Annotated in this window: 11 protein-coding genes; 9 read left to right on the top strand and 2 right to left on the bottom strand. The window is 69.6% G+C overall.

Annotated features, from left to right (window positions below):
• Positions 1–53 precede the first annotated feature (53 nt).
• From ACT3T5_RS07305 to ACT3T5_RS07280, 6 genes are all read left to right on the top strand, one after another.
• Complete coding sequence (locus ACT3T5_RS07305; protein ID WP_444594039.1) at positions 54–977, top strand: class I SAM-dependent methyltransferase; 924 nt, start codon at positions 54–56, stop codon at positions 975–977.
• Positions 978–1,199: 222 nt separating this feature from the next.
• Complete coding sequence (locus ACT3T5_RS07300) at positions 1,200–1,514, top strand: 4a-hydroxytetrahydrobiopterin dehydratase (RefSeq protein ID WP_444594038.1); 315 nt, start codon at positions 1,200–1,202, stop codon at positions 1,512–1,514.
• Between the two features lie 178 nt (positions 1,515–1,692).
• The gene (locus ACT3T5_RS07295; protein WP_444594037.1) at positions 1,693–3,360 is read left to right on the top strand and encodes an ABC-F family ATP-binding cassette domain-containing protein; all 1,668 of its coding nucleotides are present in this window, start codon (positions 1,693–1,695) and stop codon (positions 3,358–3,360) included.
• 142 nt (positions 3,361–3,502) lie between these two features.
• Positions 3,503–3,703 carry a hypothetical protein gene (locus tag ACT3T5_RS07290; RefSeq protein WP_444594036.1) on the top strand — a complete coding sequence of 67 codons (201 nt, stop codon included), beginning with the start codon at positions 3,503–3,505 and terminating at the stop codon, positions 3,701–3,703.
• Between the two features lie 166 nt (positions 3,704–3,869).
• Positions 3,870–4,865, top strand: coding sequence for a TAXI family TRAP transporter solute-binding subunit (locus ACT3T5_RS07285; RefSeq protein ID WP_444594035.1), 996 nt, complete (start codon positions 3,870–3,872; stop codon positions 4,863–4,865).
• A gap of 1 nt (position 4,866) precedes the next feature.
• Entirely contained in the window at positions 4,867–6,864 is a 1,998-nt protein-coding gene (locus tag ACT3T5_RS07280) for a TRAP transporter permease (protein ID WP_444594034.1), read from the top strand.
• 223 nt (positions 6,865–7,087) lie between these two features.
• Here the strand turns inward: ACT3T5_RS07280 and ACT3T5_RS07275 are convergent, their stop codons facing one another.
• The gene (locus tag ACT3T5_RS07275) at positions 7,088–7,483 is read right to left on the bottom strand and encodes a hypothetical protein (RefSeq protein WP_444594033.1); all 396 of its coding nucleotides are present in this window, start codon (positions 7,481–7,483) and stop codon (positions 7,088–7,090) included.
• Positions 7,484–8,137: 654 nt separating this feature from the next.
• On the opposite strand from ACT3T5_RS07275, the gene ACT3T5_RS07270 reads away from it, so the two are divergent.
• The 3 genes from ACT3T5_RS07270 (at position 8,138) to betC (ending at position 15,057) form a co-directional block, all read left to right on the top strand.
• The gene (locus tag ACT3T5_RS07270) at positions 8,138–11,170 is read left to right on the top strand and encodes a LamG-like jellyroll fold domain-containing protein (RefSeq protein ID WP_444594032.1); all 3,033 of its coding nucleotides are present in this window, start codon (positions 8,138–8,140) and stop codon (positions 11,168–11,170) included.
• Positions 11,171–11,497: 327 nt separating this feature from the next.
• Positions 11,498–13,432 (top strand): BCCT family transporter, encoded by a 1,935-nt coding sequence (locus tag ACT3T5_RS07265; RefSeq protein WP_444594031.1) that lies wholly within the window; start codon positions 11,498–11,500, stop codon positions 13,430–13,432.
• On the top strand, positions 13,429–15,057 hold the full coding sequence (gene betC / locus ACT3T5_RS07260; protein WP_444594030.1) for a choline-sulfatase: 1,629 nt from the start codon (positions 13,429–13,431) through the stop codon (positions 15,055–15,057). The genes ACT3T5_RS07265 and betC overlap by 4 nt, the downstream gene beginning before the upstream one ends.
• An 81-nt stretch (positions 15,058–15,138) precedes the next feature.
• Here betC and ACT3T5_RS07255 read toward each other — a convergent pair whose 3' ends face one another.
• The gene (locus tag ACT3T5_RS07255) at positions 15,139–16,068 is read right to left on the bottom strand and encodes an SDR family NAD(P)-dependent oxidoreductase (protein ID WP_444594029.1); all 930 of its coding nucleotides are present in this window, start codon (positions 16,066–16,068) and stop codon (positions 15,139–15,141) included.
• Positions 16,069–16,151: the final 83 nt, after the last annotated feature.

Raw genomic sequence — 16,151 nt, 5'->3', positions numbered from 1 at the left:
TAGGTCCATCAGCCCCCGGTGATGCTCGACACGCCGGTGGCTAGACTCCGAGGATGTCGACGTACCCCGGCCTGACCCCGGATCGCCCGCACTCCGATCGTGGACAGGGCGCTGAGCCTGGCCACGGCCCGGCGCACGACCACGGCCCGCCCCAAGCCCATGGCCACGCCCATGGCCACGGCCATGCACACGATCACGGCTCGTTCCTGGGGCGGCTGCTCGAGCTCGACGCCGACGTCCACGCCGACATGCTGACCGCGGCGACCGCCCGCGTGGCTGAGGTGGCCGAGGGCCAGGTGCGACGGGTGCTGGACATCGGCAGCGGCGTCGGCACCGGCACGATCGCGCTCGCGCACCGGTTCCCCGAGGCCGAGATCGTCGCCGTCGACATCTCCGAAGGCATGCTGTCCCAGGTCCGCGACCGCGCCCAGGCCGCCGGGGTCGGGGATCGGGTCACGACCCGGCGCGCTGACATCGCCGCGTCCGACGACGATCTCGGCCCGGCCGACGTCGTCTGGGCGTCCGCCTCCCTGCACGAGACCTCCGACCCCGACGCCGCCTTCGGGAACCTCTTCGCCGCGCTCCGGCCCGGCGGCCTGCTGGCTGTTCTCGAGATGGACGCCGCGCCACGGGTGCTCCCCGCGGAGCTCGCCGACTGGGAGGAGCAGGTGCGGGCAGCCGGCGGCGGCACCCCGGCCGATCATCCGGACTGGACCGAGCAGATAGCGACCGCCGGTTTCGAGGCTCCGCATACGTACAGCCTGGTCACCGATCTCCGCGCAGCGGCCGACGGGCCGGCGGGGGAGTACGCCGCACTCGAGCTGCAGCGGATCGGCGCGCGGGCGCTCCCGTCCCTGGAGCAGAAGGACCAGGAGACGCTGCGGGCGCTCGCCGGAGATGGCGTCGGGAGCGTGCGCGAGCTCGGCGAGCTCTGGATCCGTGGCACCAGGACGCTTTGGACGACGCATCGTCCGTGAGGTGCGTGAGGTGCGTGAGGTGCGTGAGGTGCGTGAGGTGCGTGAGGCCGGTAATGCCCGTGAGGCCGGTGAGGTCCTTGGAGCCTGTGGAGCCTGTGGAGCCTGTGGAGCCCGTGAGGTCTGCGCGGGCGCGGACATCTGAGCGCCGGCGGAGTCCGCTCCCGGCGCGCTGACCGCAGCAGGACGGTGGACCCGGTGCGGCTGCCGGGGCACGATGGGCTCATGACGGATCCGAAGCAGATACTGTCCCCGTCCGAGATCGACGCCGCCGGCCTCACCGGATGGCGCCAGGTCGAGGGCACGATCGCCGCGCAGTTCTCCACCGGGGACTTCGCCACTGGCCTGGACCTCGTGAACCGGATCGGTGCCTCGGCGGAGGCCGCCGATCACCACCCGGACCTCACCCTCACCTACCCGAGCGTCGGCGTCACGCTGTCCAGCCATGACGTCGGCGGGATCACCAGCCGTGATGTGGACCTGGCTCGCATCATCAGCGAGCACGCCTCGACGCTCGGGGTATCGATCGACGAGTCCTGACGTCGGGCCCATCACGTGGCGGGACGGGCCGGGCCGGGACGTGACCTCGAGGTCCGCTCTCGGCGGGCCGGGTCCTGTCTGTTCTCGGCGGGCTGGGTCCTGACGACGTGTCCGGGTACTCGTCAGCCCCGTCCGGGTCCTGGCCGGCCCACCGCACGCGCGGTGGGAGAATCGACCCATGACCGCAACCCTCGTCGCCCACGGCCTGGCCGGCGGGTACGGCCACCGCACCCTCTTCGACGCTCTCGACCTGACGGTCGCGCCGGGTGACGTCGTCGGGATCGTCGGTGCGAACGGCGCCGGGAAGTCCACGCTGCTGCGCCTGCTCGCCGGCGTCGATGCCCCGCAGGAGGGGACCGTCTCCCTGTCCCCGGCCGACGCCTTCGTGGGATGGCTGCCGCAGGAGCACGAACGAGTCCCCGGTGAGACCGTCGCCGAGTACATCGCCCGCCGCACCGGATGCGCAGAGGCGACCGCTGACATGGACGCCGCCGCTGCGACGCTCGCCGAGCCGGCGCCCTCCGGACCCGGCAGCCTAGATCCGGCGGACGTCTACGCGACCGCGCTGGATCGGTGGCTGGCCAGCGGTGCCGCCGACCTCGAGGAGCGGATCCCGGTGGTGCTCGCCGATCTCGGCCTCGAGCTCGCCCGGACCGACGTGCAGCAGACCTTGATGACCTCGCTCTCCGGTGGGCAGGCGGCTCGGGTGGGCCTGGCCGCCCTGCTGCTGAGCCGCTTCGACATCGTGCTGCTGGATGAGCCCACCAACGACCTCGACCTCGACGGGCTGGAGCGTCTCGAGGCGTTCGTGCGAGGGCTGCGCGGTGGAGTGGTGCTGGTCAGCCATGACCGCGAGTTCCTCGCCCGCTGCGTCACCCGAGTGCTCGAGCTGGACCTCGCCCAGAGCAGCAATCGGGTCTACGGCGGTGGGTACGACGCCTACCTCGAGGAGCGCGCGACGGTGCGCCGCCACGCCCGCGAGAAGTACGACGAGTTCGCGGCGACCAAGTCCGACCTGGTGTCCCGGGCGCGCACGCAGCGGGAATGGTCGAGCCAGGGCGTGCGCAATGCGATGAAGAAGGCGCCGGACAACGACAAGATCCGGCGCCGGGCCTCGAGCGAGTCCAGCGAGAAGCAGGCGCAGAAGGTGCGGCAGATGGAGAGCCGGATCGCGCGGCTCGACGAGGTCGAGGAACCCCGCAAGGAGTGGCAGCTCGAGTTCGCCATCGGAGCGGCACCGCGATCAGGCTCCGTCGTCTCCACCCTGTCCGGCGCCGTGATCCGGCAGGGGGGCTTCACCCTCGGGCCCGTCTCGCTGCAGGTCAACGCCGGGGAGCGGATCGGAATCACCGGTCCCAACGGTGCCGGGAAGTCGACGCTGCTGCGGGCGCTGCTCGGACATCGGGCTCCGGATGAGGGCACGGCGGCGCTCGGCTCTAGTGTGCAGATCGGGGAGATCGACCAGGCCCGCTCCCTGCTGGCCGGGGGCAGGCCGCTGACCACCGCGTTCGAGGCGCAGGTGCCGGAGATGTCGCCCGCGGAGGTGCGCACCCTGCTGGCCAAGTTCGGGCTCCGCGCCGATCACGTCGGCCGCCCGGTCGACGAGCTGAGCCCGGGGGAGCGCACCCGCGCCGGCCTCGCCCTGCTGCAGGGCCGAGGCGTGAACCTGCTGGTGCTGGATGAGCCCACCAACCACCTCGACCTCCCGGCCATCGAGCAGCTCGAGCAGGCGCTGGAGAGCTATGAGGGCACGCTGCTTCTGGTCACGCACGATCGGCGCATGCTCCAGACGGTGAATACCGACCGGAGCTGGCAGGTGGAGGGCGGACAGGTGCGGGAGGGCTGAGGCTCACGGCCCACAGCTCCCGCGACGCAAAAGGTGCCAGCTCGGCGGCACCTCTATCGTCGCGGGCAGGTCGCTGCCGAGTCTCTCGCTGCCGAGTCTCTCGACCGCGGTGGGGATGCGCTGGCTTCAGGCCGCCAGGACGATGCATCTCGTCGACTGGTCGGACCGACGCCGCCCGGTGGCCGTGACCACGCCCGGGGAGCCCATGCCCGCGGAACTCGTGACGGCAGAGCTCCTGCCCGGCGAGCTCCTGCCCGGCGGGCTCATGACGGCAGAGCTCCTGCCCGGCGAGCTCCTGCCCGGCGAGCTCGTGCGCGGCGGGCCGTGTGTGCTGGGGGAATGAGTCCGAAATGTTATGACGTGACCCAGCGGAAACAGGGGGGCGCAGCAGAGGAACCGTGATGTGATCGACTATCACTGACGAGGCGGTCAGGGAACTGCGGTGAGGAAGCTGCTGAAGGACCTGACCGTTCCCCTCGTTCCTGCATGACCCACTGAGGAGAAGACCCATGAGGATCGGACGACGGACATTCGCCACGCTGGGCCCCATCGCGGCGCTCGGACTGCTCGCCGCCTGCGGGAGCGAGGACGAGGGCGGCACCGGCGGAGGAGGCGGTGAGGGTGACTTCGTCACCGATCTGACCTTCGGGACCGGCGGCACCGGTGGTGTGTACTACCCGCTCGGCGGCGAGTACGCCACCATCTACGAGGACAACATTGAGGGGCTGACGGTGAACTACACCGACAGCGGTGCCTCGGTGGAGAACATCGGCATGATCTTCCAGGAGGAGTGGCAGCTCGGGATCGTCCAGAGCGACACCGCCCAGACCGCCGTCACCGGCACCGGGGAGTTCGAGGGTGCCAAGGTCGACAACATCGGCTGGATCGCGGCCCTCTATCCCGAGGCCGCGCACATCGTGACACTCGCGGGCAACGGGCTCGAGAGCCCGGCGGACCTCAAGGGCAAGCGGATCGCCGTCGGCGACGTGGGATCCGGGACGCGCGCCGTCTCCGACGCGATCCTCAGCGTCTACGGAATCGAAGAAGGCGATTACGAGGCGTTCGAGCAGGACTTCGCCAGCTCGCTGGACCTCCTTCGCGACAACAACATCGATGCCTCTGTGTTCGTGGTGGGCACTCCGACGGGCTCCCTCGGTGACCTGGCGGCGACCAATGACGTGCAGCTCGTGTCGATGGACCAGGACAAGGCCGAGGAGGTGGCGAGCGAGAGCTCCTTCGACGTCTACACGATCGAGCCCGATTCGTACGACTTCCTGGAGGAGCCCGTGGTCACCCTGTCCGTGGCCGCCACGTTGATCGCCTCGATGACCCAGGTGAGCCCCGAGGTCGGCTACGACATCACGGCCGCCACCTTCGAGCACGCCGGCGAGATCACCCTGCCCCAGGGTGGTCTGATCAACCACGACTTCGCGCTCTCGGGCCAGGGCGACGTGCCGCTGCACCCGGGCGCCGAGAAGTACTACAAGGAACAGGGACTCCTCTGAAATGAGCTCGGCAGACCACGAGAAGGAGCCGCGGTCCACGGAGCCGGCGACCGACCCCGCCTCGGTGGCTGACGCCGAGAAGAATGCGCAGGAGGTGCTGCGCGAGCACGACACCGCCAGCCGGTTCCGCATGAACCTCGGGGTGTGGGCATGGGGAGTGGGCGGCCTGTCGGTCGCCCTCACCCTGTTCCACCTCTACACCGGTCTGTTCGGATCTCGTCCTTCGCTGATCCAGGGGGCGATCCACCTCGGCGGTGCGACGTCGATCATCTTCCTGCTGTATCCGGCCAGCAAACGGCTCTCCCTGACCCGGCGCGGCGTGCCCTGGTACGACCTGATCCTCGCCGTGGTCGCGCTGGCGGTGAACCTCTTCATCGTCGTCGACTACGACCACCTGACCAGCAACATGGTGCAGATCCTGGGGTTCCGCGACCTCGACTACGTGATCGCGACCCTGGGCATCGTGCTGGTCCTGGAGGCCACCCGGCGCTGTGTCGGGCTTCCGATCGTGCTGATCGCCCTGGCGGCGATCGGCTACGCCGTGCTCATCGTCGGGCAGTCGTGGGAGAACTACGTCGTCGGGACCTTCTTCACGGCGCGGTCCGGCATCTTCGGCACGCCCATCCAGGTCTCCTCGACCTTCATCTTCTTGTTCCTGTTGTTCGCCGTCGTGCTGATCCGCACCAACATCGGAGCATTCTTCAACGACCTGGCCTTCCGCGCGACGGGCCGTTTCACCGGTGGTCCCGCGAAGGCGGCCGTGGCGGCCAGCGGATTGCAGGGCATGATCTCGGGGTCGTCGGTGGCCAACACCGTCGCCTCGGGCTCGTTCACGATTCCGATCATGAAGAAGGCTGGTTTCAAGCCTCACTTCGCGGCGGCGACCGAGGCGACCGCCTCCACCGGCGGCCAGATCATGCCGCCGATCATGGGCGCGGCCGCGTTCATCATGGCCGAGTACACCGGGATCCCGTACAACGAGATCATCATCATCGCCATCATCCCGGCGGCTCTGTACTTCCTCGGCGCATTCCTCTCGGTGCACTTCGAGGCCAAGCGCACCGGGATCAAGGGCCTGCCCGTCTCGGAGCTGCCCACGTGGAAGTCGTTGATCACGCGGATCGACCTGATCCTGCCCCTGATCGTCATCGTCTACATGATGCTGTCCGGGTTCTCTCCGGCGCGCGCAGCCCTGTGGGGGATCGGCGTCGCCTTCGTGCTGAGCTTCGCGCGCAAGTCCACCCGGCTCTCGTTCACCGGGATCATCAAGACCCTCGAGGCTGCCGCTCGCACCGCGCTGCCCGTGATCGCGGCCTGCGCCACGGCAGGCATCGTCGCAGGCACCGTGACCGGAACCGGCCTGGGAGGGCGCCTCGGCAACGCCGTCATCGACCTCGCGCAGGGGAACTTCCTGCTGGTGCTGTTCTTCACCATGATTGTCAGCCTGGTGCTGGGAATGGGCCTGCCGACCACCGCCAACTACGTGGTCACCGCGACCGTCGCCGCACCGATCCTCTACAACAACTTCGACGTCCCCCTGATCTCGGCGCACATGTTCGTCTTCTTCTTCGGCATCCTGGCCGATATCACGCCGCCGGTGTGTCTCGCGGCCTATGCGGGGTCCGGCATCGCGAACTCGAACCCGCTGAAGACCGGAGTGACGGCCCTGAAGCTGGCGATCGCCGGCTTCCTCATCCCGTTCGTGTTCGTCCTCGAACCGGCGCTGCTGCTCGAAGGGACCATCGGCGAGCTGATCCCGGCTCTGATCACCGTGATCCTCGGGATGACAGCGATCGCCGGAGGTTTGGCGGGGTTCCTCGTGGCCCGGGGGAGAGCGCTGGACCGCACCTTGCTGATCGTGGGCGGAGTGCTGATGGTGTATCCCTCGATCGCGGTATCTGTGGTCGGCTTCGTGCTCGCGGCCATCGCCGTGGTGCTCCAGCTGATCGGGCGCCGAGCCGATTCGGAGACCCCGCGGCCGGCCGTGGCCACCGCCTGACCGCGGAGCTGCCCGGGATCCGACGGCATCGGATCCCGGGCGGCTTCCTGTCGCAGCGGACCGCATCGCAGAGGGCCACGTTCGGGCGATGTCGCCGCCGACGTGACGGACTGCATGCGCGCAGCTCCCGCGACGCAATAGGTTCCAACTTGGCGGCACCTTTGTCGTCACGGGGAGAGCTATCGCGGGCTGGGTCTCACGGGCGGGGTTATCGCGGGCAGGGTCAGTGCCGGGTCCGGTTGCGGGGGTGCTGCTTCGCGGTGCGCTCGTTGCCGTGCTGGTAGTTCCCGGTCCAGCGGGCCATGGCCCCCTGCGGATCGCCCGCCGCCTCGTCGAGGAACTGCTCCGCACGCCTCCCGCGCAGCACGGCGGCCACCGTGCCGTGATGGGTGATCACCACGGCGCCGTCGCGACGCGTCGCGTACTCGAATCCCTGTGCCTGCCCCATGTTCACAGCGTGGCCGGGTCCCTGCCCAGGGTCAAAGGAAATCTCTGCGGCGGGGTCGGCACGGTCGGTGCGGGTGCGGGTGCGGGTGCTGGTGCGAGTGCGAGTGCCGGTGCCGGTGGCTGCGGCGATGGCGATGGCGATGGCGATGGTGGGCGCTGGGCTCCGGGCCACCGATTCCCTTGATTCGTGACGTGGGTGGGACGTTCTCGTGGAATGGATCGGCGCGTCGGTGCGGGGCGGGACGGAGCGTCGGCTGTTCGGCCGGGTGGTGCGCGACGGGTGACGGGTGACGGGCGAAGGATGGCTGTGGGTGTGGCTGTGGCTGTGGCTGTGGCGGGTGGCCGGTGCCGGTGGCGGGCCCCTGGCCGCCGATTCCACTGATTCGTGACGCGGGTGGGACGTTCTCGTGGAATGGATCGGCGCGTCGCCTCGGGGCGTTGACCGTTCGGCTGGGCGCTGGGCGCCGAGGGCGGTGGCGCGGGCGCTGGCGGGCGATGGGCCCCTGGCCGCCGATTCCCTTGATTCGTGACGTGGGTGGGACGTTCTCGTGGAATGGATCGGCGCGTCGGTTTGCGATGTCACCTCGGCGCCCTACGACGACCGTGCCAGGGTCGTCATGGCGCACAGCCCAACAGGAAGCGGCTCACTGGCAACGGCGCGTTGACCTGCAGTGTTCGGCATTTCGTTGCGGTAGGCACACAGCAGTTCGGGGCCATCGAGTGGACATCTGCTGGACGTTCAGGGTTCGGCAGAAGGGTACGGAAGCGACCGCCAGGCTCCCTAGCGTGCAGGCGTCCGCGACTCCTCCCTACCTCAGGAGCCCCTGTGCCCACCTCTTGGCGCACCTTGTCCCTCACCCTCGCTGCTGCTGTCGCCGTCGGGATGACCCCCGTGGTCTCCGCGGCCGCTCCGGCACTCCCGTCGGCCCCCTTCGTCGCACCGGCCGAGCCCGGGACCGCCGGCGCTGCACCGGCCGAGCCCGGAGCCGGCGGAACGGTGCCGCAGCGGGCGCCCCTGCCGGAGCCGGTCGTCGAGGCACCCACCCCGGACGTGCTCGACGTCGACATCGCGTCCGGCTCGACAGCGGACAGCGCGCAGGACCGCACCGTCACCGGATTCGGCGCCGCCCCGGAGATCGCCGTGGACACGGCCCTGGGCAGGAAGGTCGCCGCCTTCGACGGCACCAACGCCCTGCGCTACGACTACGCCGACGGCTTCGACGCGACCTCGAAGGCCCTGACCCTGGAGTGCACCGTCCGCTTCGACGGCGGCCTGACCGAGGGGACGTCCGAGGGGACCGGGAACTTCTGCGGGGCCAAGGAGGCAGGCGGCTACTCGCTGACCGCGTACGGGTCCACGCTGAAGATGATGGTCAATGTCGAGGGCACCTATTACGGGACCGGGGTGGAGGTACAGGAAGGGGTCTGGTACCACGCGACCGGCGTCTGGGACGGGAAGACCGTCGCCCTCTACCTCAACGGCGAGAAGGTCGCCGAGACCCCCACGAAGGGCAGCACGATCACGCCGCCGAAGGAGAGTGCGCGCCAGTTCTTCCTCGGGGCGGACACCAATGGCAGCGGCGATCCGCAGTTCCACGGCACCACCTCCCTCGCCGAAGCCGGCATCTACAGCCGCGCACTGAGCGCCGACGAGATCGCCGCCCGGTACGCGCAGACCTTCGCGGACCGCGCCGAGGGCGACGTGACCTTCGAGCTGGGCAGCCCGGTCCCGGACGAGCAGCTCACCGCCCCCACGGTCCTCGCCGGCACGGTCGGGAACGAGGCGCTGCTGGCCGCTCCGCTCTCGTTCACCCTCGACGGGGAGAGCGTCGCCCTCGGCGACGAGATCGGCCAGGGTCTGCGCGAGGGCGAGCACACCATCGCCTACACGGGCACCGACGCCTTCGGCGGCGAGGTCTCCGGATCAAGCACCTTCACCTCCGCCTCGATCCCCACGGCCGGCGGCGCCACCCAGGAGTACGCCGACGGCACTGCCCAGCTGTCGGCCCGTGCCGAGCACCCGAGTGGCGGGGACCTGCACACCTCCTTCCTCGAGGGTGAGGTGACCACCGCGACGAACATCGAGCAGGGCGTCATCGACCCCGCCACCATCGCCGCCGACGGCACCGTCGACGGGGACGTCGAGCTGCAGGACGCCGCCGCCGTCGAGGACGCACTGGACCCGTCGGACGGCCAGCTCCTGGACGCACCGGTCAGCGAGCAGGTCCCCGCGCTCCGCACCGACATCCCGTTCACCACCGCGGGCCAGGACGTGCTGTGGCATGGGCAGGTCGACCCCTCCCGCGAGGTGCGCCTGCTGCTGCTGAACACCGAGACCGGCAGCTACGAGGTGGCCGACACCGCCCGCGGCGACGGCGAGGGCCAGGTCCAGGTGAGCGCGTCGGCCGCCGCGCACCACGACTCGGGCGGGACCATCAGGGCGCTCGTGCTGGGCACCGATCCCTTCGCCGATGACCTCGACGAGCCGATCCGCGACGGCTTCGAGGACCCGGACAGCTTCGACTTCTCCCTCATGCACCTCACCGACACCCAGTACCTCTCCGAGGGTGCCGCCGGGAGCCCGTCGACGACGGAGCGGGAGGTCTGGGCCGACGCCTACGAGGGCTCCTACCGGTGGGTCGCCGAGCACGGTGCGGAGCACAAGGTCGCCTACGTGGCCCATACCGGGGACGTCATCGAGAACTGGAACACGAACGCCAAGCACCGCGGTGTCGCGATCCGGGAGTTCGAGTTCGCCTCCGAGACGCAGAAGATCCTCGAGGACACCGGCATCCCGCACTCGGTGATCCCCGGCAACCACGACAACCGCGGCGGCAACGATGTGGGCCCGGACAGCCTCTACAACGACTACTTCGGGCCCGAACGGTACGAGGCGCTCGCGCAGACGGACTCCTGGAAGGAGGCCGGAGCGGAGTACCACTCGTGGAAGCCCGGCGACAACCAGAACAGCTACAACCTCTTCTCCGCCGCCGGCCGCGACTTCATCGCCGTGAACCTCGGCTATTCGGTCACCGAGGAGGAGGTGGCCTGGGCGAGCGAGGTCCTGGACCAGTACCCGACGCGCAACGCGATCGTCCTCACCCACGCCTACAACAAGCCCAGCGACGAGGCCGACGGCCGCGGCGGCTCCTTCTCGCAGGACGGGCAGATCATCCACGAGCAGCTCCTGGCCGAGCACCCCAACATCGCTCTCGTGCTGTCCGGGCACGAGCACGGGGTGAGCATCAGCGTGCGCAAGGACGTCGGCACCCCCGGCAACAACGTCGTCGAGCTGCTCGCCGACTACCAGTTCTACGAGGTCAGCGCGGAGCAGATGGGGCTGGACGGGATGCGCCGCTATGACGCGGACACCGGGCTGCAGTTCGGGGCCTCCTTCTTCCGCCTGCTCCAGTTCGACCTGGACCGCGGCGAGATGGCGGTGGACACGTACTCCGCGCAGCTCGATGAGTTCGGTGCCACCGAGTACGACACCAAGGGTCGCTATGACGGGCACGAGGACGACTTCCGCCTGCCCGTGCAGTTCGAGGGACGCACCACCACGTTCCGGACCGACATCGTGATGGGCCTGACCCCGAGCGACCGCGTGATCGGCGAGGCCACGCACGCCTCCGGAGAGCCGGCGACGGCCGCCTGGGACGGACTCGACGAGGGCGCCCCGTACGGCTGGTACGCCATCACCCAGGACGCCTCGCGAGCGATCGATCCGAAGGAGCTGCGCACGGCAGCCCTCGCCGCCGGAGCCGGGACGGGGCCCGACGGGACAGCGGCCGACGGGACGGACGGGATCGTCCAGTCCAGCGTCTTCACCGCCACGGAAACGGGTGGCGCGACCCCCTGAGAGGATCACCGCGCCAGCAGGGCGCCCGGCCGGGTTCAGGCCGGGCGCCCTGCTGCGTCCGAGCTGCCGTCGGGCCGTGTCCAGCAGGTCCACGGCTAGAGTGGGTGATCGGGTAGGGCCGACTGTCCCTCCTGATCAGTCCTCGTCGGGTGCGTTCGATCGTGCCGGCCCGCTGAACGAGCCGTCGGCCGCCCGGATCCCTGACCCCAGCCTGAACGGAGTTCCATCGTGAAGACCGAGGACGAGCCGCCCACTCCCGGAGAACGACCCTCTCCCGGAGAACGACCCGCTCCCGGGACGCGGCCGGGCCGGCGCAGCGGCGAGCTCTTGCGAAGCATCGACTACGCGCGACCGAAGTACCCCCATGACATCCATCCGGCTCTCGTGCCGGGCATCGCCATCGACGACCAGCGTCGCCGCTACAGCGTGGACAAGCTCGTCTTCGGTGTCGCCGGGGTCCTCACCGTGGCCTTCGTGATCTGGGGGATCGTCGATCCTGCGGGCGTGGGCGAGGTCGCGGACATCGCCTACGCCTGGACCATGACCCACCTCGGGTGGCTGTTCAACGCGGTCGCCACCGTCGTTCTGGTGTCTCTGCTGATCCTGGCCTTCTCCCGGTACGGGAAGATCCCGCTGGGCAAGGACGGGGAGAAGCCGGAGTTCTCCACCTTCTCCTGGGTCGCGATGCTGTTCGCCGCCGGCCTCGGTATCGGTGTGATGTTCTGGGGCCCCTCGGAGCCGCTGACGTACTTCATCACCCCGCCGCCGCTCACGAACGAGCCCGAATCCGTCGAAGCCCTGCACCAGGCGCTCGCGCAGACGTATTACCACTGGGGCTTCCATGCCTGGGCGATGTACGCCCTGGTGGGCGGCGCCGTGGCCTACGCCGCCTATCGGCGCGGGCGCTCCCTGCTGATGTCCTCGATCTTCGAGCGACTGTTCGGCAAGCGGCTCACCGAGGGCTGGGCCGGCCAGCTGGTGGACATCTTCGCGATCATCGCGACCCTGTTCGGCACCGCCGCCGCACTCGGGATCGCCGTGCTGCAGATCGGCCAGGGCGTGGTGATCGTCTCCGGTGCCTCGGAGCTGACCAACACCGCGATGATCCTCATCATCGCCGTCCTCTCGGTCGGCTTCGTGATCTCGGCCGTCTCCGGCGTCTCGCGCGGCATCCGCTACCTCTCGAACATCAACATCGTGCTCACGATCGGCTTCGCCGGGATGCTGTTCATCCTCGGTCCGACGCTGTTCCTGCTGAACCTGCTGCCCTCGGGCGTCATGCAGTACATCGGATCCCTCTTCGAGATGATGGCGCGTTCGGCCTCCTGGGGCTCGGACACCCTGGAGTTCCAGTCCGCCTGGACCGTCTACTACTGGGCCTGGTGGATCTCCTGGTCGCCCTTCGTGGGCATCTTCATCGCCCGTATCTCCCGGGGTCGCACGATCCGCCAGTTCCTGCTCGGGGTCATCCTCATCCCCTCCTCGCTGCTGTTCGTGGCCTACGGGATCATGGGTGGCACCGCAATCTCCATGTATCGCGACGGGAAGCTGGGCGAGATGGACTCGGTGAACCCGGCGGAGGTGCTGTTCTCGATGGTGGCGAACCTGCCCTTCTCCGGCTTCCTTCCGATCCTGATCATGGCGATCCTGGCGATCTTCTTCGTCACCGCAGCGGATTCCGCCTCCGTGGTGATGGGAATCCTCACCACGCGGGGAAGTCAGAACCCGCCCAAGCTGATCGTCGTGTTCTGGGGCATCGTGATGGGCGGGATCGCCGTGGTCATGCTGCTGCTGGGCGGCGACACCGCCCTGGAGGGGCTGCAGTCGCTGGTGATCATCACGGCGGTGCCCTTCGCCCTGGTCATGCTGCTGATCATCGTGGCCTGGGTCCGCGAGCTGCGCAGCGATCCGCACACCCTGCGCCAGGAGTACGCCGAGGCTGCCGTGAGCAACGCCGTCGTGGACGGCGTGGACCGGTACGACGACGACTTCCGGCTGGAGGTCGTCAAGGCCGAGCCGGGCGAGGGCGCCGGCGCCGGGGTCGACTCCACGCACGCCGACTACACCGACTGGTACCAGCGCACCGACGAGGACGGCGAACCCGTGGGCTACGACTTCGCGACCGGCGAGTGGGCCGACGGCTGGGAGCCGGAGACGGACGACGACGATGCGGACGACGACGACAAGAACCACGAGAACGACGACGCGACGACCGGCGGTTCGAATCCGGACGGGGCGGAGCAGAACGGAGCACGACCATGAGCACGACGAGCGCCAGGACCGAGTGCACCACCACGAGACCCAACATCGTGATCATCCAGGCCGATCAGATGGCGGCGCAGGCGCTCGGCGCCTACGGGGACACCGCCGCCCGCACTCCGCACATGGATGCCCTGGCCGCGGACGGCGCGGTGTTCGACCGGGCCTACTGCACCACCCCGCTGTGCGCCCCCTCGCGGGCCTCGATGATGACCGGGCGCTTGCCCTCGGACCTCGGCTGCTTCGACAACGGTGACGACTTCGCCGCGTCGACCCCGACGTTCGCCCATCACCTGCGCGCCGCCGGGTACCACACGGCGCTGGTGGGACGCATGCACTTCATCGGTCCGGACCAGCACCACGGTTTCGAGCAGCGCCTGACCACGGACGTCTACCCGGCGGATCTGGACATGGTCCCGGACTGGCAGCGCGATCCCGCCGACCGCCTGCAGTGGTACCACGACGCCGACACCGTCTACACGGCCGGGGTCTCCCAGGCCACGGTCCAGCAGGACTTCGACGACGAGGTGGGCTTCCGGACCCTGCGCCACCTCAACGACCGGGTCCGGGCGAACCGCGCCGCCGGTGAGGACATCCCCTTCCTCATGGTCACCAGCTTCATCCACCCCCACGACCCGTACGAGCCGCCGCGGGAGCACTGGGACCGCTTCACGGGCGTCGAGATCCCCGGTCCGAAGCATCCGGAGGTGCCCGACGCCGCTCAGGATCCCCACACCCACCGTCTGCGGGCGATGAGCGGCTTCGACCAGCGCGAGACCACGTCGGAGGAGGTGGCCCGCGCCCGCCGCTCCTACTACGCGGCCGTCAGCTACATCGACGACCATGTGGGGCGGATCCGGGAACGGTTGGAGTCCCTCGGGCTGCTGGAGAACACGGTCATCGTGGTCACCAGCGACCATGGCGACATGCTGGGGGAAAAGGGCCTGTGGTACAAGATGTCCCCCTACGAGGAGTCCGCGCGCGTGCCGCTGATCCTCCACGGGCCGGAGCATCTGGTCGACCGTGGGCGCTATGCGAACCCGGTCTCCCTGCTGGACCTGATGCCGACCCTGCTCGAGCTGGCAGGCGCCCCGGAAGAGGTCCCCGCGCCAGTGGCCGAGGGCGCCTCGACAGGTGTCAGCGCCGCCGAGACCCGGCGCGGGCTCTCGCTGCTGGAATCCGCCCGCCGGGAGGCGAGCGGCGCGGCCCGCCCCGATGACCGCGACATCCTGATCGAGTACCTCGCCGAGGGCACGCTGCGCCCCCAGGTGACCCTGGTGCACGGGCAGTACAAATACGTGATCTGCCCCGGTGACCCCGAGCAGCTGTTCGACCTGGTCGCCGATCCCCACGAGCTGCGCAATGTCGCCGCCGATCCCGAGCACGCCGATCTCGTCGGCAGCCTGCGCGAGGAGCTCACGGCGCGGTACCGCCTGGAGACCCTCGAGGAGGACATCCTGGCGAGTCAGGCCCGTCGTCGCCTCGTCGCCATGGCGCTCCAGCAGGGCCGAGCCCGTCATTGGGACTACGAGCCGGACCCCGAGCAGCGCTATGTGCGCGGGGACTTCTGGTCGGCTCTGGCCTTCGGACAGATCAGGGACGTGGAGCCGGTCACGACGGAGCAGTGAGGATCGACGGGGCAGTGAGGATCGTGGAGTCCGGAGCTCGTCGCCGCAGACGTCGATCCGACGCGGTCAGCTCGTGCGAGGTCAGCTGCGGCGCCAGGACCCCATCCGGGCCCTGAGCGCCCAGAAGAGCATCCTCGACGTGGCGACCGGACCATAGCGGACCCCGTCGGCGTAGGGCTTGTCCGAGCGCAGCGTCGCGTCGGCTCCTCCATCGACGAAGACGATCTGCCCGGCCATGAAGGAGTTCTCCTCGCTGATCATCCAGCAGATGGCGTCGGCGATCGCCTGGACGGGACCCGGGAAGCCGAGCGGCTGGGGGAGCGCGGTGCTGAGCACCCGGTCCTGCGCGGAGTCCTGTGCGGAGCTCTGTGCAGAACTCCGTGCAGGATCCGGCGGGGAATCGGTGCTCAGCGTCGTCCCCGCCGTGTCGGTCTCGACGATCCCGGGAGCGATGACGTTCAGGACCACGCCGGTCCCCGCCCAGTCCTCGCCGGCCGCGGACTGTCGGACCCACCGGTTCAGGGCGATCTTCGAGGATCGATACAGCACGCCGCCGCGCCCGGTCGCGATGAGCCGCTCCGCCGCAGCGATCGCTGACTCCTCCTCGCCGCGCAGGCAGGCGCCGATCACGTCGTCGTCGCCGGCGGACAGGGACGCCGCCGAGGAGACCACGACGACGCGCGGGGACGGCTTCTTGCGCAGAGACGTCCGCAGGCCTGCCAGCACGGCGAGGGTACCGAAGTAGTTGACGCGGATCGCCTCGGTCGAGGCGGTGGCGACCCCGGCGACCAGCGCCAGACCGTCGATGCCACCGGGTGCGAGCCGGCTGACCTCGGCGACCAGCAGATCCCGGCCCTCGTCGTCGCCGAGATCGACGCAGATGTCGACGTCCGGGCCGAGGCCGCAGCGGATCACCCGCGCCCCGTGTTGTCGCAGGGTGGTCGCGGTGAGAGCGCCGATGCCGCTGTCGGCACCGGTGACGACGTAGGTCCGGCCCTCGTGGGGGGTCATGTCGGCTCCTGGTCCAGAGGTGCGCCCGCGGGATCGCACGGCGCCCTGCCTCTCAGGCTACGCGCGAACCCGTTGGCCGGCAC

Origin of the sequence: Brachybacterium sp. AOP3-A1-3, assembly GCF_052378285.1 — a bacterium.
Taxonomy (GTDB): domain Bacteria; phylum Actinomycetota; class Actinomycetes; order Actinomycetales; family Dermabacteraceae; genus Brachybacterium.
Note: the sequence above shows the minus strand (reverse complement) of the source record. Positions and strands in the feature narration are given on the sequence as shown.

Excerpts from the sequence above, each read along its gene's own strand:
- ACT3T5_RS07305 (WP_444594039.1), top strand. The coding sequence starts at position 54 with ATGTCGACGTACCCCGGCCTGACCCCGGATCGCCCGCACTCCGATCGT.
- ACT3T5_RS07300 (WP_444594038.1), top strand. The coding sequence starts at position 1,200 with ATGACGGATCCGAAGCAGATACTGTCCCCGTCCGAGATCGACGCCGCC.
- ACT3T5_RS07295 (WP_444594037.1), top strand. The coding sequence starts at position 1,693 with ATGACCGCAACCCTCGTCGCCCACGGCCTGGCCGGCGGGTACGGCCAC.
- ACT3T5_RS07290 (WP_444594036.1), top strand. The coding sequence starts at position 3,503 with ATGCATCTCGTCGACTGGTCGGACCGACGCCGCCCGGTGGCCGTGACC.
- ACT3T5_RS07285 (WP_444594035.1), top strand. The coding sequence starts at position 3,870 with ATGAGGATCGGACGACGGACATTCGCCACGCTGGGCCCCATCGCGGCG.
- ACT3T5_RS07280 (WP_444594034.1), top strand. The coding sequence starts at position 4,867 with ATGAGCTCGGCAGACCACGAGAAGGAGCCGCGGTCCACGGAGCCGGCG.
- betC (WP_444594030.1), top strand. The coding sequence starts at position 13,429 with ATGAGCACGACGAGCGCCAGGACCGAGTGCACCACCACGAGACCCAAC.
- ACT3T5_RS07255 (WP_444594029.1), bottom strand. The coding sequence starts at position 16,068 with ATGACCCCCCACGAGGGCCGGACCTACGTCGTCACCGGTGCCGACAGC.